Origin of the sequence: Sulfitobacter sp. 1A10359, assembly GCF_043558145.1 — a bacterium.
In the GTDB taxonomy this organism is placed as follows: domain Bacteria; phylum Pseudomonadota; class Alphaproteobacteria; order Rhodobacterales; family Rhodobacteraceae; genus Sulfitobacter; species Sulfitobacter faviae.
Genome location: NZ_JBIFGB010000002.1, coordinates 513,165 through 540,164 on the forward strand (window position 1 = coordinate 513,165; position 27,000 = coordinate 540,164).

Annotated in this window: 26 protein-coding genes; 11 read left to right on the forward strand and 15 right to left on the reverse strand. The window is 63.5% G+C overall.

Features of this window, described 5'->3' with window-relative positions; all coding sequences use genetic code 11:
• The first annotated feature begins 98 nt into the window (after positions 1–98).
• The 11 genes from ACGYK2_RS06795 to ACGYK2_RS06845 all read left to right on the forward strand — a co-directional run bounded on the left by ACGYK2_RS06795 (position 99) and on the right by ACGYK2_RS06845 (position 12,084).
• Positions 99–1,343: an AAA family ATPase gene (locus ACGYK2_RS06795; RefSeq protein WP_276154285.1), complete on the forward strand. Its 1,245-nt coding sequence runs from the start codon at positions 99–101 to the stop codon at positions 1,341–1,343.
• Positions 1,344–1,367: 24 nt separating this feature from the next.
• The gene (locus ACGYK2_RS06800; protein WP_271688036.1) at positions 1,368–2,837 is read left to right on the forward strand and encodes a CpaF family protein; all 1,470 of its coding nucleotides are present in this window, start codon (positions 1,368–1,370) and stop codon (positions 2,835–2,837) included.
• Positions 2,838–2,848: 11 nt separating this feature from the next.
• Complete coding sequence (locus ACGYK2_RS06805) at positions 2,849–3,811, forward strand: type II secretion system F family protein (RefSeq protein WP_276154284.1); 963 nt, start codon at positions 2,849–2,851, stop codon at positions 3,809–3,811.
• Positions 3,812–3,821: 10 nt separating this feature from the next.
• Positions 3,822–4,799, forward strand: a complete 978-nt coding sequence (locus ACGYK2_RS06810) for a type II secretion system F family protein (RefSeq protein ID WP_271688038.1) — start codon at positions 3,822–3,824, stop codon at positions 4,797–4,799.
• Positions 4,799–5,398 carry a tetratricopeptide repeat protein gene (locus tag ACGYK2_RS06815; protein ID WP_271688039.1) on the forward strand — a complete coding sequence of 200 codons (600 nt, stop codon included), beginning with the start codon at positions 4,799–4,801 and terminating at the stop codon, positions 5,396–5,398. The genes ACGYK2_RS06810 and ACGYK2_RS06815 overlap by 1 nt, the downstream gene beginning before the upstream one ends.
• A 27-nt stretch (positions 5,399–5,425) precedes the next feature.
• Positions 5,426–6,277, forward strand: a complete 852-nt coding sequence (locus ACGYK2_RS06820) for a lipopolysaccharide assembly protein LapB (RefSeq protein ID WP_271688041.1) — start codon at positions 5,426–5,428, stop codon at positions 6,275–6,277.
• Between the two features lie 3 nt (positions 6,278–6,280).
• Positions 6,281–6,775 (forward strand): prepilin peptidase, encoded by a 495-nt coding sequence (locus tag ACGYK2_RS06825; protein WP_271688043.1) that lies wholly within the window; start codon positions 6,281–6,283, stop codon positions 6,773–6,775.
• A 122-nt stretch (positions 6,776–6,897) separates the two neighbouring features.
• A complete protein-coding gene (locus ACGYK2_RS06830; protein WP_271688044.1) occupies positions 6,898–8,205 on the forward strand; it encodes an ATPase in 1,308 nt (435 codons plus the stop codon).
• A 45-nt stretch (positions 8,206–8,250) separates the two neighbouring features.
• Positions 8,251–10,704, forward strand: a complete 2,454-nt coding sequence (locus ACGYK2_RS06835) for a ligase-associated DNA damage response DEXH box helicase (protein WP_271688045.1) — start codon at positions 8,251–8,253, stop codon at positions 10,702–10,704.
• Positions 10,705–10,990: 286 nt separating this feature from the next.
• On the forward strand, positions 10,991–11,662 hold the full coding sequence (gene pdeM, locus ACGYK2_RS06840) for a ligase-associated DNA damage response endonuclease PdeM (RefSeq protein ID WP_271688046.1): 672 nt from the start codon (positions 10,991–10,993) through the stop codon (positions 11,660–11,662).
• Positions 11,662–12,084 (forward strand): PaaI family thioesterase, encoded by a 423-nt coding sequence (locus ACGYK2_RS06845; RefSeq protein WP_271688047.1) that lies wholly within the window; start codon positions 11,662–11,664, stop codon positions 12,082–12,084. The genes pdeM and ACGYK2_RS06845 overlap by 1 nt, the downstream gene beginning before the upstream one ends.
• Here the strand turns inward: ACGYK2_RS06845 and folD are convergent.
• From folD to ruvB, 15 genes are all read right to left on the reverse strand, one after another.
• Positions 12,081–12,971, reverse strand: a complete 891-nt coding sequence (gene folD / locus ACGYK2_RS06850; protein ID WP_271688048.1) for a bifunctional methylenetetrahydrofolate dehydrogenase/methenyltetrahydrofolate cyclohydrolase FolD — start codon at positions 12,969–12,971, stop codon at positions 12,081–12,083. The genes ACGYK2_RS06845 and folD overlap by 4 nt on opposite strands.
• Before the next feature lie 74 nt (positions 12,972–13,045).
• A complete protein-coding gene (locus tag ACGYK2_RS06855; RefSeq protein ID WP_394374266.1) occupies positions 13,046–14,722 on the reverse strand; it encodes a formate--tetrahydrofolate ligase in 1,677 nt (558 codons plus the stop codon).
• 111 nt (positions 14,723–14,833) lie between these two features.
• A complete protein-coding gene (locus ACGYK2_RS06860; protein ID WP_276154878.1) occupies positions 14,834–15,418 on the reverse strand; it encodes an MOSC domain-containing protein in 585 nt (194 codons plus the stop codon).
• A gap of 40 nt (positions 15,419–15,458) precedes the next feature.
• A complete protein-coding gene (locus ACGYK2_RS06865; protein WP_271688051.1) occupies positions 15,459–16,112 on the reverse strand; it encodes a hypothetical protein in 654 nt (217 codons plus the stop codon).
• A 145-nt stretch (positions 16,113–16,257) separates the two neighbouring features.
• Positions 16,258–18,174 (reverse strand): ATP-dependent zinc metalloprotease FtsH, encoded by a 1,917-nt coding sequence (ftsH, locus tag ACGYK2_RS06870; RefSeq protein WP_067262909.1) that lies wholly within the window; start codon positions 18,172–18,174, stop codon positions 16,258–16,260.
• A 101-nt stretch (positions 18,175–18,275) separates the two neighbouring features.
• Positions 18,276–19,547 (reverse strand): tRNA lysidine(34) synthetase TilS, encoded by a 1,272-nt coding sequence (tilS, locus tag ACGYK2_RS06875; protein WP_271688053.1) that lies wholly within the window; start codon positions 19,545–19,547, stop codon positions 18,276–18,278.
• Between the two features lie 6 nt (positions 19,548–19,553).
• Entirely contained in the window at positions 19,554–20,414 is an 861-nt protein-coding gene (ybgF, locus tag ACGYK2_RS06880) for a tol-pal system protein YbgF (RefSeq protein ID WP_394374279.1), read from the reverse strand.
• Positions 20,415–20,487: 73 nt separating this feature from the next.
• Positions 20,488–21,012, reverse strand: a complete 525-nt coding sequence (gene pal, locus ACGYK2_RS06885) for a peptidoglycan-associated lipoprotein Pal (RefSeq protein ID WP_067262930.1) — start codon at positions 21,010–21,012, stop codon at positions 20,488–20,490.
• 101 nt (positions 21,013–21,113) lie between these two features.
• Positions 21,114–22,457: a Tol-Pal system beta propeller repeat protein TolB gene (gene tolB, locus ACGYK2_RS06890; protein WP_271688056.1), complete on the reverse strand. Its 1,344-nt coding sequence runs from the start codon at positions 22,455–22,457 to the stop codon at positions 21,114–21,116.
• A 1-nt stretch (position 22,458) separates the two neighbouring features.
• Positions 22,459–23,607: an energy transducer TonB gene (locus tag ACGYK2_RS06895; RefSeq protein WP_271688058.1), complete on the reverse strand. Its 1,149-nt coding sequence runs from the start codon at positions 23,605–23,607 to the stop codon at positions 22,459–22,461.
• Positions 23,608–23,610: 3 nt separating this feature from the next.
• The gene (gene tolR / locus ACGYK2_RS06900; RefSeq protein WP_209218187.1) at positions 23,611–24,084 is read right to left on the reverse strand and encodes a protein TolR; all 474 of its coding nucleotides are present in this window, start codon (positions 24,082–24,084) and stop codon (positions 23,611–23,613) included.
• Between the two features lie 3 nt (positions 24,085–24,087).
• Positions 24,088–24,783: a protein TolQ gene (gene tolQ, locus ACGYK2_RS06905; protein WP_271688060.1), complete on the reverse strand. Its 696-nt coding sequence runs from the start codon at positions 24,781–24,783 to the stop codon at positions 24,088–24,090.
• A 130-nt stretch (positions 24,784–24,913) separates the two neighbouring features.
• Positions 24,914–25,312 carry a YbgC/FadM family acyl-CoA thioesterase gene (locus tag ACGYK2_RS06910; protein WP_271688061.1) on the reverse strand — a complete coding sequence of 133 codons (399 nt, stop codon included), beginning with the start codon at positions 25,310–25,312 and terminating at the stop codon, positions 24,914–24,916.
• The gene (locus tag ACGYK2_RS06915; protein ID WP_271689990.1) at positions 25,309–25,932 is read right to left on the reverse strand and encodes a hypothetical protein; all 624 of its coding nucleotides are present in this window, start codon (positions 25,930–25,932) and stop codon (positions 25,309–25,311) included. Before ACGYK2_RS06915 ends, ACGYK2_RS06910 begins: the two co-directional genes overlap by 4 nt.
• A 30-nt stretch (positions 25,933–25,962) precedes the next feature.
• On the reverse strand, positions 25,963–26,982 hold the full coding sequence (gene ruvB / locus ACGYK2_RS06920) for a Holliday junction branch migration DNA helicase RuvB (protein ID WP_067263549.1): 1,020 nt from the start codon (positions 26,980–26,982) through the stop codon (positions 25,963–25,965).
• Positions 26,983–27,000 lie beyond the last annotated feature (18 nt).

A 27,000-nucleotide genomic window follows, 5' to 3' on the forward strand; every position in this document is an offset into this window, starting at 1 on the left:
CGGCTCAAGAGCCGCGCATAAGGCAGAGGTCAGAGCGTTCGCGGCGACAGAATATCGCCGCCCTCCGGCCAAACCGTTGATGTAAAGGACAAAAGGTCATGAGCAGCACTATGCCACAACCCGAAGCAGCGCCGATCGTTGCCTGCACAATCAGCCGTGATGTACAGAACTTCGACCTCTTGATCGAAGATATGGAAGCCACTTTGGGCGAAAGCTGGGGCGATCTGGGATTCGCCGAAGCGCTGGCCTTTTTCAGCCAACCCGAAGCCGAGGCGATGGAATTCGTCGCCCTCGCCATGGATGAGACCGACGAGGACAACCTCGTTTTGATGAGTGAAATCATCACGCAGGCCAAGGCGCGCGACATCCGGGTGATCCTGATCGCCGAAGACATGACCCCCGCCGCATTGCATTCGCTGCTGCGGAAGGGGGCGGATGAGTTCGTCCCCTATCCACTGCCCGAAGGCGAATTGGCCCAGGCCATTGCCCGCGTCCGCGCCGGAGAGAACGCCCCCCCTGCCCCCGCAGCCGACAGCAGTGCGCCGCAGTTGAAGGCCGGTGCGCAAAAGGATGGCGCACTGATCGTCGTGCATGGTTTGGCTGGCGGCACTGGGGCCACGACCCTTGCCGTGAACCTCGCTTGGGAACTGGCAAATGCCGACAAGAAAAACCCGCCCTCGGTCTGCCTGCTGGATTTCGACCTGCAATATGGCTCTGTCGCGACCTTCCTTGATCTGCAACGCCGCGAGGCGGTCTATGAGATGATGTCCGACACGGAATCCATGGACGAAGAGATTTTTGGTCAAGCGCTGCAAACCTTTGAGGACAAGCTGCATGTGCTGACCGCCCCGGCAGAGATGCTGCCGCTCGATATCGTGACCAACGAAGATATCGACCGCATCCTCAACATGGCGCGCAACCAGTTCGACTATGTCATCGTCGACATGCCCTCGACGCTGGTTCAATGGTCCGAGACCGTGCTGACCAGCGCGCATGTCTACTTTGCCATGCTGGAGCTCGACATGCGCTCGGCCCAGAACGCGCTGCGCTTCAAACGGGCGCTGCAGTCTGAGGAACTGCCCTTTGAAAAGCTGCGCTATGTGATGAACCGCGCGCCGAAATTCACCGATCTCAGCGCCAAGAGCCGGGTCAAGCGCATGGCCGAATCGCTGAGCATTTCGATCGACGTGCAGATGCCCGATGGCGGCAAGGCGGTGACCCAAGCCAATGACCACGGGCTGCCGCTGGCCAATTCCGCGCCGAAAAGCCCGCTGCGCCGCGAAATCGCCAAACTGGCAAGCTCCATCCACGATCTCAAGGGCGAGCAGGCCAAAGCCGCCTGAGCCCCCTAGCGAAAGAGCGTACCGATGTTCTCGAAATACAAGAAACCAGCCTCTGCCACCCCGAAAGCCGCCGCCCCCGCGCCGGCGCGCGAGGCCAAGCCAGCCAAAGCCGCCCAGCCCGCCCCCGCGGCACCTGCGCCCGCGCCGGCGGCCAAACCGGTTTCAATGCGCCGCGCGGTCAAACCCGCCGCCGCGTCCCCCGAGGACCGTGAGGTCAAGCGCAAGCAGCGGATGAGTGAGATCAAGCTCGAACTGCACCGCGCGCTCTTGGACAACCTCAACCTCGCCGCGCTGGAACATGCCTCGGAAGCTGATTTGCGGCAGGAAATCAACGATATCGCCGTCGAGATCCTTTCGGAAAAGAGCATCGTGCTCAACCGCGAAGACCGCATGACGCTGAACTCCGAGCTTTATGACGAGGTCACCGGTCTGGGCCCCCTAGAGACGCTGCTGAAAGACGACAGCGTCAACGATATTCTGGTGAACGGCCCGCAACAGATTTTCGTCGAACGCGACGGCAAGCTGCAATTGACCGACATCACATTCAAAGACGAAAAACACCTGCTGCGGATCATCGACAAGATCGTCTCGGCGGTGGGGCGTCGGGTGGATGAAAGCAACCCTTACGTTGACGCGCGTCTCAAGGATGGCTCGCGTTTCAACGCCATGGTGCCCCCGGTGGCCGTCGATGGCTCGCTCGTGTCTATTCGTAAGTTCAAGAAAGACAAGCTGGGCATCGACGATCTGGTGAACTTCGGCGCCTTCTCGGAAGAGATGGCCGCCTATTTGCAGGCCGCCGTGGCCACGCGTCTTAACATCATCGTGTCGGGCGGTACGGGCTCGGGTAAGACCACCACGCTCAACGCGCTTTCGTCTTTCATCGACAATGCCGAACGCATTCTGACCATCGAAGACACCGCCGAATTGCAACTGCAACAGACCCATGTGGGCCGGATGGAAAGCCGCCCGCCCAACGTCGAAGGCAAGGGCGAGGTCTCCCCCCGCGACTGTCTGAAAAACGCCCTTCGGATGCGCCCCGACCGCATCATCGTCGGCGAGACGCGCGGCGAAGAGGTCATCGACATGTTGCAGGCGATGAACACCGGCCACGACGGTTCCATGACCACGATTCACGCCAACTCGGCCCGCGATGGCATCAGCCGTCTGGAAAACATGATCGCCATGGCCGGGATCGAAATGCCGCTCAAGGCGATGCGCAGCCAGATCTCCTCGGCTGTGAACCTGATCGTGCAGGCCAGCCGCTTGCAAGACGGCTCGCGCCGGATGACCTCGATCACCGAGATCACGGGCATGGAGGGCGAGGTCATCTCGATGCAAGAGATCTTCCGCTTCCAGCGCGTCGGCCTGACGCCCGAGAACAAGATCATCGGCCATTTCACCGCCACCGGCGTGCGCAGCCACTTCTCTGAGCGGTTCCGCATGTGGGGCTATGACCTGCCCGCCTCCATCTACGAACCCGTGGCGGCCCAGTAAGGATTGATGCAATGAGTGCCGAACCAATCATCTATGGCCTGATCTTCATCGGCGTTCTGGTGCTGGTCGAGGGGCTGTACCTTGTCGCATTCGGCAAATCCATCAGCCTCAACAGCCGCGTGAACCGCCGCCTTGAGATGCTGGAGAAAGGCGCCCGCCGCGAAGAGGTGCTCGATAAGCTGCGCAAGGAAATGCAGCAGCATATGAACGCCAAGTCGATCCCGCTCTACTCCCTGCTGTCAGAACGTGCGCAGAAGGCCGCGATTGCCTTCACGCCGCAGCAGTTGTTGATGATCATGGCCGGGTTGGCCGCTTTGGCATTTCTGGGGCTGACCATCGGCACCGATACATCCGTGTCGGTGCGCGCGCTGATGTCCATCGCCATGGGCGTGGGTGCGGTATTCTTCTGGGTGTCGCATAAGGCCGGCAAACGCATGGCGATGATCGAAGAACAGCTTCCCGATGCGGTGGAGCTGATGGTGCGCAGCCTGCGGGTGGGGCACCCTTTCTCCAACGCGATTTCCATTGTGTCGAAAGAAATTCAAGACCCGCTTGCCTCGGAATTTGGCGTGATCGCCGATGAGGCCGCCTATGGCCGCGATCTGGGCGAGGCGCTGAAAGATATGGCCGAACGGCTCGACATGCAGGATTTGCGCTTTCTCGCCGTCGCCGTGACCATTCAGCAGCAATCGGGCGGCAACTTGGCCGAGATCCTCGCCGGTCTGGCCAAGGTGATCCGCGCCCGCTTCCGCCTGTTCCGCCGGGTCAAAGCGATCACGGCCGAGGCGAAATGGTCGGGCAAGTTCCTGTCGGCCTTCCCGCTGGCCGCGCTGGTGGTGATCAACCTCGGCGATCCGCATTACTATGACGAGGTGCGCGATCACCCCTATTTCATTCCCGCCTGTTTCCTTGTGGGGATCTTCCTTGTGCTGAACCTTTTCGTGATGCGCATCCTTACCAATATCAAAGTCTGAGAGGCCGGTGATGGAATTTTTCAATCAGCTTAACGATCAGATCAACCAAGCCTTGGGGCCGATGGGGCTGATCATCATCATCGGCACTTTGGGCGTCGCCTTGGTGGCGATCACGCTGGTCTTGATGCTGCGCCAGCCCGAAGACCCGCTGACCAAGCTTAAGCGCACCAGCTCTGCCCCCACGGGCGACAGTTCGCGCGAAAAGCTGCGCCAATCGGATCAAAACGCCCAGTTGCAGAAATTCGCCAAGTTTCTTGAGCCTGAAGACGTGGCCGAACTCAGCGCCAAACAGTTGATGCTGCGCCAAGCGGGCTATCGTTCGCGCGATGCGGTGCGGCTTTATTACTTTGCCCAATTTGCACTCGGGATGCTCGGGCTGGTCGGCGGTCTGGTCTATACCAATGTCTTGGGCGGCGGCGAAGGGCTGACAACGCAGCAGACCATGATGTGGGCCATCGGCCCCGGCGCCATTGGTTACTACCTGCCGAAATACTGGGTCCGCCGCCGGGTCGATTCCCGCAAAGAAGAGATTACCCGGGGCTTCCCCGACGCGCTGGATATGATGCTGGTCTGCGTCGAAGCCGGGCAATCGCTGGACCAATGCATCGTCCGCGTCGCCCGCGAGCTGCGCGCCTCCTACCGCGCCCTTTCCGAAGAGTTCGAGATGGTCGCCTATGAGATGAAGGCCGGTAAGGACAAGGTATCGGTGCTCAACGATATGGGCGAACGCTGCGGCGTGCAGGATGTCTCCTCTTTCGTGACCGTGCTGATCCAATCGGCTGCCTTTGGTACCTCCATCGCCGACGCCCTGCGCGTCTATGCCGCCGAGATGCGCGACAAACGCGTGATGCGCGCCGAGGAGGCGGCAAACAAGTTGCCAACCAAGATGACCCTTGCCACTATGGGCCTTACCGTGCCGCCGCTGTTGATCATTCTGATCGGCCCCTCGGCACATGGCATCTCGCAACTGGGTCAGATGGGGAATTAATGAAAAAGGAAATTCGGCGCAGCCTTCTCCGCGCCGTTTTCATCGGGCCGATATTGGGCCTTGCTCTGGCCGCCTGTTCGACAGGCGGCTTTTCCGCGTTGCGCGGGGATCAGACACCCGAAAACCTCTATGCCCCCGGCGTGAACCAACGGGCCGAGGCTGTCGATGGGATCGAAGTGGGCCATAGGCTGATCGCGGCAGGGCAGTATGAACTGGCCATCAAATCCTTTAACCGCGCCGCGTTGGACCATGGGCTCACGGGTGAAATCCTCTCGGCCCTTGGCAGTGCCAACCTCGGGCTTGGGCGTTTGGGACAAGCCGAAACCCTGCTACGCGGCGCCGTTGAGAAAGACGCCGCCGAGCCGGAAGTCTGGAACAACCTTGGCGTCGTGCTGATGGAGAGCGGCCAGACCGCCGAGGCCGAGCAGATTTTCCGCAAAGCCTATGCGCTCGACAATGGCGAAAGTGACGCAATCCGGGACAATCTGCGCTTGGCGCTCGCAAAAACGGAAAAATCTGTTATAACAGAAGTCAATGAGCATAATTACAAATTGGTGCGGCGCGGCAGCGGGGATTACCTGATCCGTCCGACACCATGACCCGGCAGAGCAGTAAGAGGACGCAAAATGCGCCATCCAATCATTCTGGCCGTCTGCATGGCAGGCGTCACCGCCCTTGCGGGCTGCGGTGAAAAAGACGCGAACGCCACCGTTGAACGGGCCTTCAAGGACGTCAACGTGGTGGATGAGACCAACCTCTCCGACGTGATGCTGACAGTGGCCGACCCGAATGAGGCGGTGAGCTATTTCGCGCGTTCGGTCAAGGAAAGCCCCGACCGCATCGACCACCAGCGCGGGCTCGCTACGTCACTGGTCCGCGCCAAACGCACGACCGAGGCCGTGAGCGAATGGGACAAGGTCGTCAAAATGGAGGGCGCCACCCCCGAAGACCGCGTGCAACTGGCCGATGCGCTGATCCGTTCGGGCAATTGGGCGCGGGCCGAGACGGTGCTCAACGGCATCCCCCCCACCCATGAGACTTTTGCCCGCTACCGGCTTGAGGCCATGGTCGCCGACAGCAAAGAACAGTGGGACCGCGCCGACAGCTTTTACGAAATCGCCGTCGGCCTGACCACGACCCCCGCCGCCGTGATGAACAACTGGGGCTACTCCAAACTGACCCGCGGCGACTATGCCGAGGCCGAGCGACTGTTCGGCGAAGCGATCCGTCAGGACAACACGCTTTTCACCGCCAAGAACAACCTCGTCATGGCCCGCGCCGCACAGCGCGACTACACCCTGCCCGTGATGCCGATGGAGCAATCCGAACGCGCCCAGCTGTTGCACACAATGGCGCTGTCGGCGATCAAACGTGGCGACGTTGAAACTGGCAAGGGACTGCTGCGCGAAGCAATCGACACGCATCCCCAGCATTTCGAAGCCGCCGTCCGCTCTCTGCGCGCATTGGAAAACGGCTGATCCATGGCGATCTCTGCCACGGCGGCCCTGTGGTTTCTGCCCTTCGTCCTGCCGATCTGCTTCTATGTCGCCTTCACCGACATGAAGCAGATGCGCATTACCAATCAGGCGGTCTTGGTGCTGACTGCGATCTTTGTGCTGCTGGGGCTGTTTCTGCTGCCCTTTGACACCTATCTCTGGCGCCTGCTGAGCCTTGTCGTGGTTTTGGTGGTCGGCATCGCCCTGAACGCCGCCGGGGTCATGGGGGCCGGTGACGCGAAATTCGCCGCCGCCGCCGCGCCCTATATCGCATGGGGCGATCTGCGATTGCTGATGGTGCTTTTCATGGCCACCCTTCTCGCCGCCGCCGCCACGCATCGCGGGGTGAAATACACCCCCCTGCGCCGCCTCGCCCCCGATTGGCAGAGCTGGCAGGAAACCAAGAAATTCCCCATGGGCCTCGCCCTTGGCACCACGCTGGGGCTCTATCTGATCTTGGGGGCGCTCTTCGGGGTCTGACCGCCCCGCTGCAAACTCTTTTTCAGCGCGCAAATGCGTCCACATTCACGCCATATTCAAGATTTACCCTTCAGTCTGACCGACAAGCCGCACCGCCGCATGACTTTCCAAGGAAGCCATTGATGAACGCCCCGACCAGCACCGTGCTTGCCCCGCCGCCCCCCAAGCGGTTGGAGGATATGAAACTGCCCATCGTGATGATGCGCGATATCCTTCTGAAAACGATTTTTCGCAAGAACGTCGAGATGGTCAGCGATCTGGCCCAAGCGCTCTGCCTGCCGATCCCGGTCACGCAGGAGATGGTCGACCAAGCCCGCAGCCAGCGCCTGATCGAAGCCACCGGCACGCTCAGCGCCACCAGCGGCAATGAAATGGGCTATCAGTTGACCGACGCGGGCAAGGCGCGCGCATTGGATGCGCTGGCGCAGTCGGAATATTTCGGCGCCATGCCCGTCCCGCTTGAGGTTTACCGCGAGCAGGTCAAACGCCAATCCGTGCGCAATCTGCAAATCACCCGTGACCAGTTGACCGGCGCCATGGGCCATTTGGTGCTGCCCGACAGTCTGCTGGATCACCTCGGCCCCGCCGTCTCTGCCGGGCGGTCGATCCTGATGTACGGCCCGCCGGGAAACGGTAAATCCAGCATTTCCAATGGCATACGCGACGCGCTTGGCGATCGGGTCTATGTCCCCCGTGCCATCGAATACGCAGGCCAAGTCATCACCGTCTATGATCCGATCGTTCATTCCGCCGCCGAGGCCGAGGTGCAAGACCCAACCTCCCTGCGCCGGATCACGCGCTATGACGCCCGCTATGTCTGCTGCGAACGCCCCACCGTCATCACCGGCGGCGAGCTGTCGCTCGACATGCTCGATCTGGTCTACAACCCCACGGCGCGGACCTATCAGGCGCCGCTGCAGCTCAAGGCGACCGGCGGCATCTTCATCGTCGACGACCTAGGCCGCCAGAAAGAGCCGCCGCAAAGCATCATCAACCGTTGGATTGTCCCGCTGGAGGAAAGCAAAGACATCCTCGCCCTGCAATCGGGCGAGAAATTCGAGGTGCCCTTCGACACGCTGGTGATCTTCTCGACCAACTTCCACCCGAACGAGATTTTCGACCAAGCCGCCCTGCGGCGTATCTTTTTCAAGATCAAGGTCGATGGGCCGGACCAAGAGAACTTCCTCAAGATCTTTGCCATGGTCGCCCGCAAACGCGGCATGCCGCTGGATGAGGCGACGCTGGTCCATCTGCTCAAGGTAAAATACCCGACCATCAACAATGTCTATGCGAATTATCAGCCAAACTTCCTGATCGACCAGATGATCGCGATCTGCGATTTCGAAGGCATCCCCTATCAGATGAACCCCGATCTGGTGGACCGGGCATGGGCCAATATGTTCGTTCGCGACGAGGTGATCGTTAAATAGCCTCCGCCGCTGGCACCGCGCCCTGCCGATACTACATTGGGTGTCATGCGCGCCCTACCCCCCAAATTCGCCGATTGGTTCGCCCAGAACGGCTGGTCTTTGCACCCGCACCAGCAAGAGATGCTGGACCGTGCCGAGGCCCCCGCCCTGCTGCTCATCGCCCCCACAGGGGGCGGCAAAACGCTGGCCGGTTTCCTACCCACCCTCGTCGATCTGTCCGAGCATGATCACGAGGGGATGCACACGCTCTACATCTCGCCGCTGAAGGCGCTCGCGGCAGACATCAAGCGCAACCTCACCCGCCCGGTCGAGGAGATGCGCCTGCCGATCCGCATTGAGGACCGCACCGGCGACACCTCGCACGCGCGCCGCCGTCGCCAACGCGCCGACCCGCCGCATATCCTGCTGACCACGCCCGAAAGCCTCGCCCTGCTGACCTCCTATGAGGACGCCGGGCGCACCTTTCGGGGCCTCAAACGCGTGGTGATTGACGAGATTCACGCGCTGGCCGAAAGCAAACGCGGCGACCAGCTGATGTTGGCGCTGACCCGGCTGCAAGCGCTGTGCCCGGGTCTGAAACGCGTGGGCCTCTCGGCCACTGTCGAAGACCCCGCCGCCATCGCCCACCTGATGGCTTGCCACCCCGACCCCTGCGAAGTGCTCATGGCCGATCCTGGCCCCGCCCCCGACATCCAGATGCTGCGCACCGAAGAAGCCCCCCCCTGGGCCGGCGGCGGCGCCGCCTATTCGATCCCCGCGGTCCTCGAACAGGTGCGCCAACACAAGACGACGCTCATCTTCCACAACACCCGCGCGCAGGCCGAGATCTTCTTCCACAAACTCTGGCTCGCCAACGAGGACGCCCTGCCCATCGCCATCCACCACGGCAGCCTCGACCGCGCGCAGCGCGAAAAGGTCGAGGCGGCGATGGTACGAGGCGATTTGCGCGCCATCGTCTGCACCGGCACGCTGGATCTGGGGATCGACTGGGGCGACGTGGACCTCATCATCCAGATCGGCGCGCCGAAGAACGTGAAACGTCTGGTCCAGCGCATCGGCCGTGCCAACCACCGCTACAATGCGCCCTCCAAGGCGCTTCTGGTCCCCGCCAACCGCTTCGAAGTGGTGGAATGCGTCGCAGCGCTGGAGGCCGTGCTCGAAGGCGCGCTCGACGGCGACCCGCGGGGCGACGGCCCGCGCGACGTGCTTTGCCAGCACATCCTCATCGCTGCATGCGCCGGGCCTTTCGACGCCGAGGACCTCTTTGCACAAATCCGCACCGCCGGGGCCTATGCCAACCTGTCGCGCGCCGCCTTCGACGCCTGCCTCGACTTCTGCGCCACGGGGGGCTACGCGCTGCGCGCCTACGACCGTTGGCAACGGCTGCTGCAACGCCCCGACGGGCAATGGCAACTGCGTGACCCCCGCGCCGCGCAACGCATCCGCATGAACATTGGCACCATTCAGGACACCGACAAGCTCAAGGTCCGCATGAAACGCAACCGCGGCGGCAAGCCCCTGGGCGAGATCGAAGAAGGCTTTGCCGCCACGCTGACCAAAGGCGATACCTTCCTGATCGGCGGGCAAATCGTGCGCTACGAAGGGCTGCGCGAAACCGTGGTCGAGGTCAGCCGAAATGCCGCCAAAAAGCCGAAAGTGGCGACCTTCGGCGGTACGAAATTCGCCACCTCCACCCAACTCTCGGCCCGCGTGCAACAAATGTTCACACAAGACAGCTGGCCCGAACTGCCGCCCCACACCGCCGAATGGCTCAGCCTGCAACGCGAGGTCAGCCAACTGCCGCAGCCCGGCACGCTGCTGGTGGAAAGCTTCCCCCATGACTTTGCCGAACAGACGGTGTTCTACGGCTTTGCCGGACGCAACGGCCAACAAACGCTCGGCCTTCTGCTCACCAAACGCATGGAAGACCTTGGCCTACGCCCCTTAGGCTTCGTCGCGACGGACTATGCCACGCTAATCTGGGGACTCTCCCCTGTCGACGACCCCGCGCCGCTGCTTGATCCGACAGTGCTGCACGAAGGGCTCGACAGTTGGCTCGCGGGCAATGCCGTGATGAAACGCACTTTTCGCGCCGCCGCCACTATCGCCGGGCTGATCGAGCGCAACAGCCCGCAGGCGCGCAAATCCGGACGGCAAACGACCTTTTCCAGCGATATCCTCTACGACACGCTGCAGCGCTATGAACCGGACCACCTGATGCTCGACATCACCCGCGAAGAAGCCCTCAGCGGTTTGGTGGATTTCGGCAGAATCGAAGAAATGCTCGGGCGGATCGCCGGGCGGATCACCCATCGCAAGCTCTCCCGCGTGAGCCCCCTGGCCGCGCCGCTGTTTCTCGAAATGGGCCGCGTTCCGGTCGAAGGCGCCGGGCAGGATCGTCTGTTGGCAGAAGAGGCGGAACGCTTGATGGAAGCCTCCGGCCTCGCGCAACTCACCCCGCCGCCATCGGATCAGCCGCCATGGCGGGATGGTCGTTGAACTTGAGCGTTTCGCGGGCAGAGAGGTTCTGCAAGGTATTTGAAAAAGGATGAAGATAATTAAGGGTTCTTTAATTAAGGTGGCGCATCTTCCTCTCGCGGTACAGGCTGAGGAGCCGATGACCGCAAAGGATGAAGGCGCGTCTCCGGTCCGGTGACCACCCGATCGCGGGGCGCGCTTTCTGCAATTCATCCTTTCTTAAATACCTCTGCGCTGACCATTCCATCTGCGCAACCTTCGCGTTTGGCCCCTTGCCAAATCAGAGCTGATCTCAGATGAACAAAGGATGAACGGACTTGAGTTTTCATTCGCCGGGGCGGGGCTGACTGCGCTTGGTTCTGGCGCGCTTTGGTGGCGCGAAAGGGATTTGCTTTGTGTGAGCGACCTTCACTTGGGCAAGTCGGAAAGGATCGCGCGGCGCGGCGGGTCGGCGCTGCCGCCTTATGAGACGCGCGATACGTTGAACCGTTTGGCGGCGGACCTGTCTTTCACGCAAGCGCGTCATGTGATCTGCCTTGGCGATAGTTTTGATGACCTCGGCGCGGCGCAGGCGTTGCCAGAGGAAGAGCGGCTTTGGATTCTCGGCCTGCAGGCCGGGCGGCGGTGGGATTGGATCGAAGGCAATCATGATCCGGGCCCGGTTGGGTTGGGCGGTACGCATTTGGGTGAGTTGGCGCTCGGCCCGCTGACCTTTCGGCATATTGCGGCGGAGGGGACCTCCGGCGAGGTGTCGGGGCATTATCATCCCAAGGCATCGATCCGCGCGCGGGGCCGCAGCATCTCGCGTCCGGCGTTTTTGTTTGACAGCAAGCGGCTAATCCTGCCTGCATATGGCACCTATACCGGCGGGCTGCGCAGCCAGTCGCGGGTGCTTTGTGATTTGATGGGGCCAGAGGCCTGTGCGGTACTCACGGGGCCGCACCCTGTGGCGATCCCCATGCCCGGAAAGAAGCGATGATGGATGATCAGATTGAACGACGGGTGCGGGAGGGTTTTGCCAAGCAGACCATGATGCAGACCCTGGGGGCCGAGATCATCGATGTGCAGTCGGGTCTGGTCAAGGTTGCGGCGCCGGTCCTGCCGGGCGCGATGCAGCAGCAGGGTTTTGGCCATGCGGGGCTGACCTTTTCCATCGGCGATTCCGCGGCGGGCTATGCGGCCTTGAGCATGTTGCCGCCGGAGGTCGATGTCGTGACCTCGGAGATCAAGATCAACCTTCTGGCTCCCGCTCGGGGAGACCGGCTGATTGCCACGGGCCGGGTGGTGAAACCGGGCCGGCGGCTTTGTGTGGTCACGGCGGAGGTGCATGCGGAAACGCATGGCGCCGCCAAGCTCATCGCCATCCTGCAGGGCACCATCGTGCCGGTGCCAGGCGCTTAGGCGGTCAGCCCTTCGGGTTCTGCCAACCCATTGGCGCGGCAGCAGGCGGTGACCGTATTGGCCAGCAGGCAGGCGATGGTCATCGGCCCGACCCCGCCGGGCACCGGGGTGATGGCCCCGGCGCGCTGGCTGGCGCTGTCGAAGTCCACGTCGCCGACCAGTTTGGTTTTCTCGCCGGTCTCGATCCGGTTGATGCCCACGTCGATCACCGTCGCGCCCTCTTTGATCCAATCGCCGGGCACCATCTCGGGGCGGCCAACGGCGGCGACCACGATATCGGCGCGGCGCACCACCTCGGGCAGATCGCGGGTGCGGCTATGCGCGATGGTCACCGTGCAGCTATCGCCCAAGAGCAGCTGCGCCATCGGTTTGCCGACGATGTTGGACCGGCCAATGACCACCGCGTTCATACCCGTCAGATCGCCGTGATGGTCGCGCAGCATCATCAGGCAGCCCAGCGGGGTGCAGGGCACCATGCTTTTCTGCCCTGCGCCCAGTAGGCCGACGTTGGAGATGTGAAAACCGTCCACGTCCTTGGCGGGCGAGACGGCATTGACCACGCGGGTTTCGTCCAGATGATCCGGCAGCGGCAGTTGCACGAGGATGCCGTGGATCTCGGGGTCGTTGTTCAACGCGTCGATCAGCTTGAGCAGGTCGTCCTGATCGACGGTCGCGGGCAGCTTGTGTTCGACCGACTTCATGCCGACCTCGCGAGTCATTTTGCCCTTGGAGCGGACATAGACTTGGCTTGCCGGGTCTTCGCCCACCAGCACCACGGCGAGGCCGGGGGTGACGCCGTGATCCGTCTTCAGCCGGTCGACATGGCCCGCGACCTTCTCACGCACCGTTGCTGCAAAGGCTTTGCCATCGATGATTGTCGCTGCCATATCCGTCTCACTTTCGCTCGCTGCAGGTTGAACATGCTTTACATCACCGCGACGGCGGGTCATTGCAACCCGCCTTAGAACAATCCCTCCACATCGCCATCGGCGTTGAGCTTGATTGCCTCCGCTGAAGGCACCCGCGGCAGGCCCGGCATGGTCATGATCTCACCGCAGATGACGACAACGAAACCCGCCCCTGCCGAAAGGCGCACCTCGCGGATGGGGACGCTGAAACCAGTGGGCGCGCCGCGCAGGTCGGGATCGGTCGAAAAGCTATATTGGGTCTTGGCCATACAGACCGGCAGATCGCCATAGCCCTGCGCCTCCCAATCCTTCAACTGGTTGCGCACCTTTTGGTCGGCCAGCACTTCGTCGGCACGGTAGACACGTTTGGCGATGGTCTCGATCTTTTCGAACAGCGGCATCTCGTCGGCATAGAGCGGGGCGAAATTCGCGTGATCGCCATCGGCGATCTCTGCCACGCGGGTGGCCAGATCGGCGGAGCCTTCCGAGCCCAACTCCCAGTGGCGCGAGAGGATCGCCTCAGCCCCTTGGGCCGCGACATAGTCCTTCACAGCCGCCACTTCGGCATCGGTATCAGTGACGAAATGGTTGATCGCCACGACCACGGGCACGCCAAAGGATTTCACGTTTTCGATGTGGCGGCCAAGGTTGGCGCAGCCCTGTTGCACAGCCTCGACATTCTCGGTCCCTAGGTCGGCTTTCGCCAACCCGCCGTTCATCTTCATCGCGCGCACCGTGGCGACGACGACCACCACAGAAGGCGCCAGCCCCGCCTTGCGGCATTTGATGTTCATGAATTTCTCGGCCCCGAGATCGGCGCCAAAGCCTGCCTCTGTCACCACATAATCTGCCAGTTTCAACGCCGTTGTCGTGGCGATGACCGAGTTGCAGCCATGGGCGATATTGGCGAAGGGCCCGCCGTGGACGAAGACGGGGTTGTTCTCAAGCGTCTGCACGAGGTTCGGCTGCATCGCGTCTTTCAAAAGCACAGTCATGGCCCCATCCGCCTTGATGTCGCGGGCATAGACCGGGCTGCGGTCGCGGCGGTAGGCGACGATCATCGCGCCAAGGCGCTCTTGCAGATCGGTGAGGCTCTTGGCCAGACAAAGGATCGCCATCACCTCGGAGGCTACGGTGATGTCAAAGCCCGTCTCGCGCGGGAACCCGTTGGGCACGCCGCCCAGGGAGGCGGTGATTTGGCGCAGGGCGCGGTCGTTCATGTCGACCACCCGGCGCCATGTGACGCGGCGGGTATCGATCTCCAGCTCATTGCCCCAGTAGATGTGGTTGTCGATCATCGCCGCCAGCAGGTTGTGGGCGCTTGTGATGGCATGGAAATCGCCGGTGAAATGCAGGTTCATCTCTTCCATCGGCACAACTTGGGCATAGCCGCCGCCCGCGGCCCCGCCCTTCATCCCGAAGTTCGGCCCCAGCGAGGCTTCGCGGATGCAGACCGCCGCCTTTTTGCCGATCCGGTTCAGCCCGTCGCCGAGCCCGACGGTGGTGGTGGTCTTGCCTTCCCCCGCCGGGGTTGGGTTGATCGCGGTGACGAGGATCAGCTTGCCGTTCGCGCGCTCCTGCACGGAATCGATGAAGGTTTGGCTCACCTTCGCCTTGTCATGGCCATAGGGCAGCAGGTCGTCGTTTGAGATCCCCAGCTTCGCGCCGATTTCTTGAATAGGGCGTTTCGCCGCTTCGCGGGCGATTTGAATGTCGGTTTTGAAAGCCATGAGAATCCCCTGTTGCCGTTGTTGGCGATCTTTATTCTTTAGCCATAGCGCGACAAGCCCCCGACGGGGGGCCGTGTTTCCGACACTCAAAGTTCGCGAAACGGCGCGCGCTTAGCCCAGATGCGGCCAGACCGGCTGGTTCGGCACGAAAAGCCGTAGTTCGTCCCCGATGCTCAACGGCCCCTCCCGCTCGACCCATGCGGTCACGCCGCGTTTGCCTTGGGCGGCGGCTTTAAAGGTTTTGCCATGGCCGGGGGCCTCCACCTCAATCTCGCGGGCAGGCAGGTTGCAGGGGCCGTTTTCGATGTCCACGACCAAGGTGGTGCCATGCGCGTTTTGCAGCCGCGACCCCGGCGGGACAAGGGTGAAATCCGGGATCCCTTCAAGGTTGATCGAAGCGCCCAGCAGGGTCGGGTCGAGCTTGGGAAGGTCGATGGCGGCGGCGATCTCGGCCATCTCTTCGGCGGAGAGGATGGAGAGTTGACGCGTGTTGCGTATCTCCGTCCCCTTGGCATGCAGGTTGCGCACGCGCACGCAGGCGGGGCGGGTCAGCCCTGCGTGAAAATCACCTTTGATGCCCGCATAGGTCGCAAAGGCCTGCTCCACCGCGACCGAGCGGATGTTTTCGCGGTCCTGAGGGACCATGCCCAGCCAAGTGATCCGGGCGGTATGGTCTGTCTTGCGCAGTTCGGGCATGGGGCGTCCTTTGGGCTGGTTTGGCAACGCCATCCTATGCCTATTGCCGGATCAGATGCACCTTGAAACCGCCCCCGCTCAATGAGGCTTTGGCAAGGGTGCCCGCCCTGTAGACAAGCGCCATCCCAAAGGATTTGAGATAAAAGGGAGAGACATAGCCCGGCCCCATGACGACCCGGTAGGAAATATCGCAGAACACCGAAGCCCCCTCCTCTCGGCTGCTCTGCGTCGCGATCTGCACCACGCGGCGGCCATCGTAGAGCGACAGCGGCGCGGGGCAGCTTTTGCCGGTGGCAAGGGCGGCGAAAAGCTCGGGCGGGAAGAGGACACCGGCAGGCACCGCTCCGGCCTCCGACATTTTCGTCATTTCCGAAGCCGGGGTGATCGCCACCGAGGTGACCTGCCCCGCGGCCCGGTCAATCGCGATATCGCGCGTCTCGCTCCCCCGGTTGGACCCGAGATAGCTGACCGCGGTGCCACGCGACTGGGTGGCCGCCTTGAAGCTGCCGTTCTTGATGCCGAAAGGCGCGTTGTCGAGCGACAAGAGGAAGGCCGCGTTCCGGCTTTGCCCGTTGAACTGCAAGGTCCCCAGCTGCCGCCCGCCTAAAGCGACAGCATAGGTCTGCGGCTCGGCCCAGACCGGTCCGGCGGTGAAGGCGAGTAGAAGGGCGAGGGCAGAAAGGATGCGTCGCATAAGACCCGGCTTGTTCCAGAATTCCGTCCCTGTCTAACGCGATGGCGACCGTGAAGCGATAGTGGAATTCCCGCCCCGACCGGAGGGAGTGCCGAAAACGAAAAGACCCCGCCGAAGCGGGGTCTTTCAAATGTCGCAGGTCGGATCAGACCGAAGGTTCAGGTTCCATCCCGCCATCCTTCGGCGGGGTCTTCTTGCCCTTCGCCTTGGGGATCGCAGTAACGCTCGGCGCGCTGCCGGTGTCGGAGTTGTCGTCGTCGGAATCCTCTGCCGGCGGCAGGCCGTCCATGACGCGTTTGATCTCGTCGCCGGTCAGGGTCTCATACTCCAGGAGACCTTGGGCCAGACGCTCGAACTCCACCTCTTTCTCGGTGATGATCTTCATCGCGCGATCGTAGCCGTCTTGGATGAACTGCTGCACCTCTTTCTCGACCAACTCCTTGGTATTGGCTGAGACGGAGAAGCCCGCAGTGTTGCCCTGATAGCCCTGTGCGGCTTCAGAATAGTCGATATTGCCGACCTTATCCGACATGCCCCATTGCAGCACCATCGCACGCGCCAGCGCAGACGCTTGCTGGATGTCGCCCGCCGGACCGTTGGAGACCGAGTCCGGCCCGTATTTGTGGATCTCCGCCGCCTTGCCCGCCATCGCCATGGCCAGACGCTGATGGCATTCGTCCTTGAACATGTTCAGCCGGTCGATCTCAGGCAGGCTCATCACCATGCCGAGCGCGCCGCCGCGCGGGATGATCGTGGCCTTGTAGACCGGGTCGCATTTGGGCAGCGTCATGCCCACCAGCGCGTGACCGGCCTCGTGATAGGCGGTCATTTCCTTCTGCTCGGCGGTCATCACCATCGACCGGCGCTCGGGGCCCATCATCACCTTGTCTTTGGCCTGCTCGAAATCGACCATAGTGACGAAACGGCGACCGACGCGGGCGGCCATCAGCGCGGCCTCGTTCACGAGGTTCGCCAAATCCGCACCCGAGAAACCCGGCGTGCCGCGCGCGATGATGCGCAGGTCAACGTCCGGCCCCAGCGGGGTCTTGCGGGCGTGCACCGAAAGGATCTTCTCGCGGCCCTTGATGTCGGGGTTGGGCACGGTGACCTGACGGTCGAAACGGCCCGGGCGCAGCAGCGCGGGGTCGAGCACGTCGCGGCGGTTGGTCGCGGCGAGGATGATGACACCTTCGTTGCTTTCGAAACCGTCCATCTCGACCAGAAGCTGGTTCAGGGTCTGCTCACGTTCGTCGTTGCCGCCGCCGTAGCCTGCGCCGCGGTGGCGACCCACGGCGTCGATCTCGTCGATGAAGACGATGCAGGGGGCGTTCTTCTTGGCCTGTTCGAACATGTCACGCACGCGGCTGGCACCGACACCCACGAACATCTCGACGAAGTCGGAGCCCGAAATGGTGAAGAAGGGCACGCCCGCCTCGCCCGCAATCGCACGGGCCAGCAGCGTCTTACCGGTGCCCGGAGGGCCCACCAGCAGCGCGCCTTTCGGGATCTTGCCGCCGAGGCGCGAGAACTTCTGCGGGTTGCGAAGGAATTCGACGATCTCTTCAAGCTCTTCCTTGGCCTCGTCGATGCCCGCGACATCGTCAAAGGTCACCCGGCCATGCTTTTCGGTCAGCATCTTGGCCTTGGATTTGCCAAAGCCCATGGCCCCGCCTTTGCCGCCGCCCTGCATGCGGTTCATGAAGTAAATCCACACGCCGATCAGCAGCGCGATAGGCAAAAGCGACATCAGGAAGGTCTGGAAACCGGACTGTTGCTGGGGGCGCGCTTTGACGGGGATGTCGTTGTCGATCAAAAGCTGGGTCAGCTCGGCATCGCCGGGTTTAATCGTCAGATAGTCGGCACCATCCGCTTGGCGGAATCGCACCTGCTCACCATCCAATGTCACATTTCGGACATCCCCATCCTGTACGGAGGTGACGAATTCGGAATAGCTGACTTCGTTGTTTTGCAGCGACCCGCTGGACCCGCTGAACAGGTTGAACAGCGCCAGCACAAGCAACATCAGGACAACCCAGAAGGCGAGGTTACGAACATTTCCCAAGGGAATTCTCCTAAATTCACATGGCCGCGGGCAAGTCCCGCAACCCAAGGGGCGCCCGTTCGGGCAACCACCATACTAAGATAGACATGATGCGCTCATGTTCAATGCGATAATGGCGCGGTTTTGTTCCATTCCGCGCCGCTTTCGCGCCGGACATGCCATTTCTGGTCCAGCCCGGCAAGGGGCGCGGCAAGCAGCCGCGGGCCCTGCCAGATGGCCGGGGTCGACAGCAAGGCAGCACGGGGTCGCCCAAGGCTGCGCCAATCGGGGCATTGGGCCAGCCCCTCTGGGCCAAGCGCGCGCAATTCGGCCTCGGGCGGCAGCCCTTCGGGGGGGATCGCACGCCAGCGTCCGTCCCAAAGCTGATCCGCAGGCACGCGCAGATCGCGCACCGCGTTATACTCGCGAAAGATCCAGATTTCACCGCGCCGGAGCAGTGCCTGACACCCCGCCAGCGTGGCCGCCTGCCCTTCCGCTAGCCCCGCGATCAAAGCGGCCACGGGGCCGCGGCGCGGGGGGTAAGCGCCGCCGTTGATCTGCCCGAGCGCGCAAAGCATCAGGCGGCGGCGGATCTCTTCCGGCTCGGCGAAAAAGGCATCGGCCTGCATCACCTGCGCGCCCGCCTCCATACGCAGGATATCGCCCGCGGCGCGGTCGGTTTGGGCGTCCAACGCCGCCCGGGCGGTGGCCATGTTGCGCGCGACCTCGGCCAAAGTCTCTACATCGATGCCAAGCGGCGCGAGGGCATCAAGGCTTTGGCGGGTTTTGATCCGGGCATAGCGCGGGTCATCATTGCTGGGGTCTTCGACCCAGTGCAGCCCCGCCCGCCGCAGATGATCGCGCAGGGCCGCGCGCCGGGCGAAAAGCAGCGGGCGCAGCCATGTGACACCAAATCTTTCGCTGCGCGGCGCCATGGCCGCAAGCCCATCGACCCCCGACCGGCGCGCCAAGCGCATCAGCACCGTCTCGGCTTGATCGTCCGCCGTATGGCCAAGGGCCACGACGGGAAGCCCGCGCCGCGCGGCCCAATCGGCCATCAGGCGATAGCGCGCCTCACGCGCGGCGTTTTGAAGATTCCCCTGCCCGTCCCAATCGCGCCAGTGCAGTGTTTCATGGGCCAACCCCAGTCGGGCGGCATGGCGCGCGACCATGGCGGCCTCTTCCGCCGCTTCCGGGCGCAGCCCATGGTCGACGGTCACGGTCTCGAGATGGCTGCCCTTCGCCGTCGCCAGCCCATGCAGGAGCGACAGCAGGGCCATGGAATCGCCCCCGCCCGAGACGGCGACGCCAAGGCGGGGCGGCAGCGCGCCGCCCAAGCCAGAAAGCAACCCCTCGGTCAGCCCTGCATCAGCCGTTGCGGCGGGTGCAGTCATCTGCGGTCAGGAACAACCCAGCGTCTGGCGCTGCGCCTCGGCTTGGCTGACCTGCGGGGCGTTCGGAAAGCGCACGGCGACTTCCGAAAGGGTCACGCAGGCTTCTTGGGTCTGTTCCAACACGCCAAGAGCGCGGCCCAGCGCGAAGAGCGACCGCGGGGCCACCGGCCCTTCGGGATCGGTGCTGAAGGCCGCAAGATAGGCGCGCGCCGCTTCGCGGTTGTCGCCCAGACCGGTCAGGGCTTCGCCCCGGCGCATCTCGGCCTCGGCGGCTAGCGGACCGCCGGGGTAGGTCGTATTGAAGGACGCAAAGAGATCGGCGGCGCTGCGAAAGTCACCCGATGCGAGCGCCTCCTGCGCCCGCTCGAAATCGGCCTTCTCGCTGACCGCCAGCTCTGCTTCGTTGATCGGAGTGATGATGCCGCCAGATGTACCTGCGCCACCGCTGCCGGGGGTCACTTCGACAACCTCGCGATCTGCCTCGGGAGCGGGGGCCGCCACGGCAGGCGCCTCCCCTCCGCCGAGGGTCGAAGTCTCACCCAAAGCGCCCAGATCGCCGCCTTCAAGCTCGACCAGACGGTATTCCAGATCCCCGATCCGGTTGGTGCCATCGGCGACGATCCGGTTGATCCGGTTCTCCATCTCCTCGGTCTTGGAGGTGAGGCGCTGCAACTCGCTCTCCATGGTGCTGACCCGCTCCAACACCGAATTGCCGCCGGTCTCGACCGAGGCGCCGCCGGTGGTCGACAATTCGCGGCGCAGCTTTTGCACCTCGACGTTGAGCACGGTCAGCTGCTGGCGAATGTCCGCCAGCGTTTGATCGTTGTCCTGCGCCATAAGCGCGGCGGGGGCGGTCATCAGCCCCATCGCGGCCACGAAGATATATCGCTTCAGCACATCGGCCTCCTTGGATTGGTCATTGCTTGGGCAGTTGCCGCGGTCAGCTGGTCAGCGCGCCGCCAGCCAGCACGGTCACCGCGCGGCGGTTCTTGGCATAGCAAGCCTCGGCCGAGCAGATCTCGATCGGGCGTTCCTTGCCATAGCTGATGGTCTTGAGCCGCGAGGCCGCGATCCCGCGCGAGATCATATATTCACGCACCGCGTTGGCGCGGCGACCCCCAAGGGCGATGTTGTATTCGCGGGTGCCCTGCTCATCGGCATGGCCTTCGATCACGGCTTGGTAGTCGGAATTGGCCTGGAGCCATGCGACCTGCCCGTCAAGCGTGGCGCGACCTTCGTCGGTCAGAGTGGATTGGTCTACAAGGAACAGCACCCGGTCGCCCACGGCCTGCTGGAAATAGGCGGTGGAGGTCGGGTCATTCGCGCTGCCCGGCACCACGCCGGCGTTGACCCCGGCCCCTGCATTTGCCCCGCCCATGCCATCGGCACCAAAGCGGTCAGGGTTGGTACAGGCCGACACGGCCAATGCGGAAATCAAAAGCGTGCTGGTCAGAATGCGTTTCATGGGGTCTGCCTTCTATGTGGTGGCGTTATCGTTGCTGGTATTAACACAGGCGCGGGATCATTGGAATTGCCCGCACCCGTGGGTGGTGGCATGGGGAAACCTTAGTCTTGCAGCGGTGACCACGAGGGGTCAGAGCCGCCTTCGGGCGTGCGCACAGGCTTGAGGTTGCGCCCCGAAATATCGACGGAATAGAGCGAGGAGGATCCGCCCGCCCCTTGGGTTTCGCGCGCAAACATGATCACCCGCCCATTGGGGGCCCAAGTCGGACCTTCATCAAGGAAAGAGGCGGTCAGCAGACGCTCTTCCGAGCCATCCAACCGCATGACACCGATGTGGAAGCGGCCCTTGTTCTGCTTGGTAAAGGCCACCAGATCCCCGCGCGGCGACCAGACCGGCGTGCCGTAACGCCCCTCGCCAAAGGAAATCCGCGTCGCCTCTCCGCCGGTGGCGGGCATGACGTAAAGCTGCGGGCTGCCGGAACGGTCACTCTCAAAAACGATCTTGCTGCCATCGGGCGAGAAGCTCGGCGCCGTCTCAATCGCAGGGGTGTTGGTCAGGCGCACCGACTGGCCGCTGTTGATGTCCATCGAATAGATATCCGTGTTGCCGCCTTGGCTCAACGAATAGACCACCGTCTGACCGCTGGGCGAGAACCGCGGCGCGAAAGCCATGGAGCCTTCCGCGCTTTGCAGCGCGCGGCGTTGGACGGTGCCGATATCCAAGACATAGATGCGCGGGAAGCCACTTTCATAGCTGGTGTAAAGCACACGGTCCCCGCTGGGCGAGAAACGCGGCGCCAGCACGATGGAGCCGGATTCGGTAAGGTATTTCAGGTTCGCCCCGTCATAGTCCATCACGGCCAGACGTTTCTGGCGATTGTCCTTCGGCCCGGTCTCAGAGACGAAAACCACGCGGCTGTCGAAATAGCCACCCTCGCCGGTGATCCGGCTGTAAACCGCATCGGCCACCTTATGCGCCATGCGCCGCCAGCCGTCGACGGTGCCGCTGAATTGCAGACCGCCCTGCCCGCTGGCATCCAGCAACTCCTCACCCGAGAAGACGTCATAGACGCGGAACTTCACGTTCACGCTATTGCCGGTGACATTGACAGCCCCGGTGATCAGCGCCTGCGCGTTGATCGCCTTCCAGTCGGCATATTCGACCGGCGCGTTGAAGTCGCTCACGGTGGAGATATAGGCGCTGGCCGGAATCTCGCGGAACAGGCCAGTGCCAGTCAGATCGTCCGAGACGACGCGGGCGATGTCGACGGCCAATTGCCCCGCCTCACCGCTTTCGGGCTGAAAGCTGGGGACGGCAAAGGGCAAGGGTTCGATGGTCGGGTCGTCGATCACGATGCGCAACGGCTCGGCGCGCGCGGTGTCCGGGGCCGCCGCGAAGACGGTCGCGGCCCCCAGTGCCAGAAGTCCCAGAAGTCTCGTCAGCATGTTATCGGCTCCTCATTGGATCGAATGTCATCTCGATGTCTTGCCACTGGCTGTATTTTTCTTGTGGCAGGTCGTAGCCGCGGCTGCCGCAGCGGATGATTGCACGTTTGGCCGCCTCGAAGGCCTGCCTTGCTGCGGCATCGCCACCGCCCGAGGCGCTGAGCATCCGGATCGACCCGATCACCGGCGTGCCGTCCTGATTCATCTGCAGCCCCACGATCACCGTGGTCCGCGCCGCTTCGGTCGACAATGCGCCGATGTTCCAGCAGGCCGAGACCGCGACGCGCAGGCTCTCGCGCTCGCCCGACGACAGCGGCGGGCCGCTCGGCACCGGGGCCTCGGCCTCCGGCTGGCCGAGGACTTCGCTCAGCGCATCGGCGATGGCGTCTTCGGTCGTGTCCTGCGCAGGTTCCTCGGCGGGCGCCGGCGTCGGTTCGGGGGCGGCTTCCTCCTCGGGTTCCTCCGGGGCCTCGGCCACCTCGACGGGCGGCGGCGGGGCCGGACGGCGACCGGGCGGGCGGGCCGAGGCCGCCGGGGCCTGATCGGCCTCGGTCACGATTTCGGTCGTGCTGTCCTCGGGCGTCTGCGCCTCTTGCGGCTCTTCTTCGACGACGACTTCCGGCTCGGCCTCGGGTTCGGGCGCGACGGCGGGCTGTTCATCAAGGTCGGGGCGCGCTTCGGGCTCGGGCGGGGCCACAGGCTCGGGCGCCACGCGCGGGGCCTCGCGGGGGCGGGCCTCGGGGGCGATCTCGGGCACCAGAACGGCGGTGTCGCCGATGGGCTCGTTCAGTTCGGGGGCGCTGTCGTCCACTTCAGTCTGCGGCGGCAGTTCCAGCTCGGTCACCTCAGGCGGTGTGTCCTCGGGCGGGGTTTCGGTCTGCACCGGCTCGGGCTGTTCGATCTCGGCATCCGGCTCGGCGGTGACCTCGGGCGCCTCCTCGCTCGGCGCGGGCAATGCGGGCTGGGCCACCTCGGTGGTCGAGGCGGGCGGCTGCTGGGCCGAGACGAGCGCGTCATATTCCGCCGCCGAGATCACCGAGACCTCGGTCATCTCAACCGGGTCCGGCTCGGAGGTGAAAATGTTCCCGAGCAGAAGCCAGCCGATAAGACCCAGATGCCCGGCACCTGATATGTAATGCCCGGTATGCACCGCTCAGCCACCCGACGTGTCGCTGCCGTCCATCGCCGGGCCGCCGATGTCGGTCACCAGACCGATGTTGGAAAATCCGCCCGCGTTGAGCGCGCCCATGACCTCCATGACCTGCGCATAGGGCACCGCGCCATCGGCGCGCAAAAAGACCCGGTCGCTGGCCCGTTCAGCCGCGATGGCGCGCAGCTTGGTCACCAGCTGGTCGCGCGGCGTGTCGGTGGTCTGGATCTGCACCGCGCCTTGGGCGGTGACCGTGACGGTCAGCGGCTCTTCCTGCTCGGCCGGCAGGGCCGTGGCGGCGGTCTTGGGCAGCTCCACCGGAACGCCCACGGTTAAAAGCGGGGCCGCGACCATGAAGATGATCAGCAGCACCAGCATCACGTCCACGAAGGGCGTGACGTTGATCTCGGCCATCGGCTGGGCGCGGCCACGCCGCCGCCCCTTGCCGCCTTGCTTTTTCATGACACCCGCACCCATGGCTTAGCTGTCCAACTGGCGGCTGAGGATGGTGGCGAATTCGTCCGAGAAGGCCTCGTAGGTGCCCAAGATCCGGTCACTGTCGGCGCTCAGCTTGTTGTAGAAGACCACCGCCGGGATCGCGGCGAGAAGGCCGATGCCGGTCGCCAGAAGCGCCTCGGCGATGCCCGGGGCCACGACGGCGAGGTTGGTGTTCTGCTGGGCCGCGATCTCGATGAAGGAGTTCATGATGCCGAAGACGGTGCCGAAGAGGCCAACGAACGGCGCGGTGGAGCCCACGGTCGCCAGTACCGGCAGGCCCTTTTGCAGGCGCTCCGCTTCTTTCGCGATCGCCACGTCCATCGACCGGTCGATGCGTGCGGTTGCACCGGGGATCAGCGCGCCATCCTCGCGGTGCGAGCGGCGCCATTCCGACATGCCGGCGGCAAAGATCTTCTCCGATGGCCCATCGGGGTCCGCGCCGATGGTGTCAAAGAGACCGTCCAAAGGCTCACCCGACCAGAAGGCCCGATCGAATTGCGCCGCCTCGGCACGGGCTTTGCGGTATTGGATGGTTTTCTGAATGATGATCGACCAAGACCAGAAAGAGGCCCCGATCAGCATGATCATTACAAGTTTGACCGTGACCGTCGCCTTCGCGAACAGACCCCACAGGGAGAAATCGATCCCCTGTGCCAATGCCAGCGTCTCTGCTTCCATTTAACTATGCTCTTTTACTGCCGCCCCGTCGGGGCATTCTGCCTCTGGGTTCTATCTCTGGGCCCTATTTTCCGACCTCAATTTGGAGCAAAGCTAACGGACTGCAACCTAGATTGCCAGAATTATGGTATCATCGCGCCGGATCGCCCTCCGACAGGCGGAGTTTCGCTGGCAGCCGCGTGGGTTTTCCGCCCGTTGTCATGCAAACGGCGGTAACTTTGGCACGAAAGATGACCTTGCCATCGCGCAGCACGTCTTGGTCGAACACCCAACGCACCGGCCCTTTGGCCTGATGGGTCGTCTGCACCTCCAGCCGATCGCCAAAGCGCGCGGCGCCGAGGTAATCCGCCTCCACCCGCGTCACGACAAAGACCAGCCCCTCGTCGCGCATGGCGCGTTGATCAAGGCCGATCTGTTCGACAATATCCGACCGGGCCCGTTCGATATAGCGCAGGTAGTTGGCGTAATAGACGACACCCGCCATATCGGTATCTTCATAGAAGATGCGGACCGGGAAGCTATGGCTCATGACGCCACCTGCACCCGTGCGGCAAGGCGCAGCGCGTGGCTGGCATCATTGGCGGCGGGGGGCATCACCGGGTCATAGGCGGCGCGGATCACATCCGCGACCTCGGGGCGCAGCACCAGCGCGTCATCGGCCATCGCCAGCGGGGATTGCTCCTGAAAGGCATCCTCGGACCACAAGAGGATGACCTGCACCGCTTGGCTAAGCGCCAGCACCTGCGCGGACATGTCTTGCAGGCTCTCGTCCATGCGCAGGAAGACGAAAGCCGCCTTGATCGCGCCGTTCTCGTCGAAACGGAAGAAACGGTATTGGTTCGCCCCGGCGGCCTGCAGCCGCTCGACCTGCGCGGCGAGGTCCGGCACCAGACCCTCCATCCCCGGCACATCGAGCAGTTCCGCCCAATCGGCGAAGAAGAACATCATCAGATTGCTGCCTAACTCCGGGTCGGTTTCGGCCATGTCGTGACCGGCAAGCTTGGCCACCGCTTCGAGCGCGCCTTTCACCACCGGCAGCGCCTCTTCCTCGATCCCAAAGGCCACGGGGGCGATGGGGCGGCCCCAGCGGGCAAAGGCGAACTGCCCGTCGCGGCGGGTGAAAAGGGTCTCGATCTGCTCTGCGGTCATCGTCATCTGGTCTACCTTCGCTCCGAAACGTCAGCCGAAAAGGTCGCTCTGCCCTCGGGGCGCGGCAAGCCCGAGATGGCTCCACGCCTTGGCGGCCAACATCCTGCCGCGCGGGGTACGCTGGATCAGGCCTTGCTGCAACAGGAACGGCTCAATGACCTCCTCCAGCGCATCGCGGCTTTCCGAAAGCGCGGCCGAGAGCGTTTCGATCCCCACCGGGCCGCCCTGATAATTCTCAGCCATCAGGCGCAGGTAGCGCCGGTCCGCCCCGTCGAGGCCGAGGTGATCGACACCGAGCCGCGTCAGCGCCATATCAGCCAACTCGCGCGTCACGCGACCGTCGCCCTCCACCACGGCGAAATCCACCACCCGGCGCAACAGCCGCCCGGCGATGCGCGGCGTGCCGCGGGCGCGTTTGGCAATCTCGCGCGCGCCGCCTTCGTCCGCCGGGGCGCCGAGCTTGCGGGCGTTGCGGTCGACGATGATGTAAAGCTCGTCCTCGGTGTAGAACTGCAGCCGCGTCGGGATGCCGAAACGGTCGCGCAGCGGCGTGGTCAGAAGCCCCATGCGGGTGGTGGCGCCCACGAGCGTGAAGGGCTGCAATTCGATCCGCACGGTGCGCGCGGCGGGGCCTTCGCCGATCACCAGATCGAGCTCGAAATCCTCCATCGCCGGGTAGAGCACCTCTTCGACGGAGGCGTTCAGCCGGTGGATCTCGTCAATAAACAGCACATCGCGCGCCTCGAGATTGGTGAGGATCGCGGCGAGGTCCCCGGCCTTGGCCAGCACCGGGCCGGAGGTCATGCGAAAGCCCACGCCAAGCTCGCGCGCCATGATCTGCGCCAGCGTCGTCTTGCCCAAGCCGGGCGGGCCATGAAACAGCGTGTGGTCCATCGCCTCGCCCCGCTGGCGGGCGGATTGGATAAAGACCGACAGATTCGCCCGCGCCTCCGCCTGCCCGACGAATTCGCCAAGCATCTGCGGCCGCAGCGCGCGGTCGGTGTCTTCGGGCAGCGGGTCGGGCCGCACGGTGGGGTCGATGTCGGTCATAGGGCCTCGTTATGCCGT

Excerpts from the sequence above, each read along its gene's own strand:
- ACGYK2_RS06795 (WP_276154285.1), top strand. The coding sequence starts at position 99 with ATGAGCAGCACTATGCCACAACCCGAAGCAGCGCCGATCGTTGCCTGC.
- ACGYK2_RS06800 (WP_271688036.1), top strand. The coding sequence starts at position 1,368 with ATGTTCTCGAAATACAAGAAACCAGCCTCTGCCACCCCGAAAGCCGCC.
- ACGYK2_RS06805 (WP_276154284.1), top strand. The coding sequence starts at position 2,849 with ATGAGTGCCGAACCAATCATCTATGGCCTGATCTTCATCGGCGTTCTG.
- ACGYK2_RS06810 (WP_271688038.1), top strand. The coding sequence starts at position 3,822 with ATGGAATTTTTCAATCAGCTTAACGATCAGATCAACCAAGCCTTGGGG.
- ACGYK2_RS06815 (WP_271688039.1), top strand. The coding sequence starts at position 4,799 with ATGAAAAAGGAAATTCGGCGCAGCCTTCTCCGCGCCGTTTTCATCGGG.
- ACGYK2_RS06820 (WP_271688041.1), top strand. The coding sequence starts at position 5,426 with ATGCGCCATCCAATCATTCTGGCCGTCTGCATGGCAGGCGTCACCGCC.
- ACGYK2_RS06825 (WP_271688043.1), top strand. The coding sequence starts at position 6,281 with ATGGCGATCTCTGCCACGGCGGCCCTGTGGTTTCTGCCCTTCGTCCTG.
- ACGYK2_RS06830 (WP_271688044.1), top strand. The coding sequence starts at position 6,898 with ATGAACGCCCCGACCAGCACCGTGCTTGCCCCGCCGCCCCCCAAGCGG.
- ACGYK2_RS06835 (WP_271688045.1), top strand. The coding sequence starts at position 8,251 with ATGCGCGCCCTACCCCCCAAATTCGCCGATTGGTTCGCCCAGAACGGC.
- pdeM (WP_271688046.1), top strand. The coding sequence starts at position 10,991 with ATGAACGGACTTGAGTTTTCATTCGCCGGGGCGGGGCTGACTGCGCTT.
- ACGYK2_RS06845 (WP_271688047.1), top strand. The coding sequence starts at position 11,662 with ATGGATGATCAGATTGAACGACGGGTGCGGGAGGGTTTTGCCAAGCAG.
- folD (WP_271688048.1), bottom strand. The coding sequence starts at position 12,971 with ATGGCAGCGACAATCATCGATGGCAAAGCCTTTGCAGCAACGGTGCGT.
- ACGYK2_RS06855 (WP_394374266.1), bottom strand. The coding sequence starts at position 14,722 with ATGGCTTTCAAAACCGACATTCAAATCGCCCGCGAAGCGGCGAAACGC.
- ACGYK2_RS06860 (WP_276154878.1), bottom strand. The coding sequence starts at position 15,418 with ATGCCCGAACTGCGCAAGACAGACCATACCGCCCGGATCACTTGGCTG.
- ACGYK2_RS06865 (WP_271688051.1), bottom strand. The coding sequence starts at position 16,112 with ATGCGACGCATCCTTTCTGCCCTCGCCCTTCTACTCGCCTTCACCGCC.
- tilS (WP_271688053.1), bottom strand. The coding sequence starts at position 19,547 with ATGACTGCACCCGCCGCAACGGCTGATGCAGGGCTGACCGAGGGGTTG.
- ybgF (WP_394374279.1), bottom strand. The coding sequence starts at position 20,414 with ATGGGGCTGATGACCGCCCCCGCCGCGCTTATGGCGCAGGACAACGAT.
- pal (WP_067262930.1), bottom strand. The coding sequence starts at position 21,012 with ATGAAACGCATTCTGACCAGCACGCTTTTGATTTCCGCATTGGCCGTG.
- tolB (WP_271688056.1), bottom strand. The coding sequence starts at position 22,457 with ATGCTGACGAGACTTCTGGGACTTCTGGCACTGGGGGCCGCGACCGTC.
- tolR (WP_209218187.1), bottom strand. The coding sequence starts at position 24,084 with ATGGGTGCGGGTGTCATGAAAAAGCAAGGCGGCAAGGGGCGGCGGCGT.
- tolQ (WP_271688060.1), bottom strand. The coding sequence starts at position 24,783 with ATGGAAGCAGAGACGCTGGCATTGGCACAGGGGATCGATTTCTCCCTG.
- ACGYK2_RS06910 (WP_271688061.1), bottom strand. The coding sequence starts at position 25,312 with ATGAGCCATAGCTTCCCGGTCCGCATCTTCTATGAAGATACCGATATG.
- ACGYK2_RS06915 (WP_271689990.1), bottom strand. The coding sequence starts at position 25,932 with ATGACCGCAGAGCAGATCGAGACCCTTTTCACCCGCCGCGACGGGCAG.
- ruvB (WP_067263549.1), bottom strand. The coding sequence starts at position 26,982 with ATGACCGACATCGACCCCACCGTGCGGCCCGACCCGCTGCCCGAAGAC.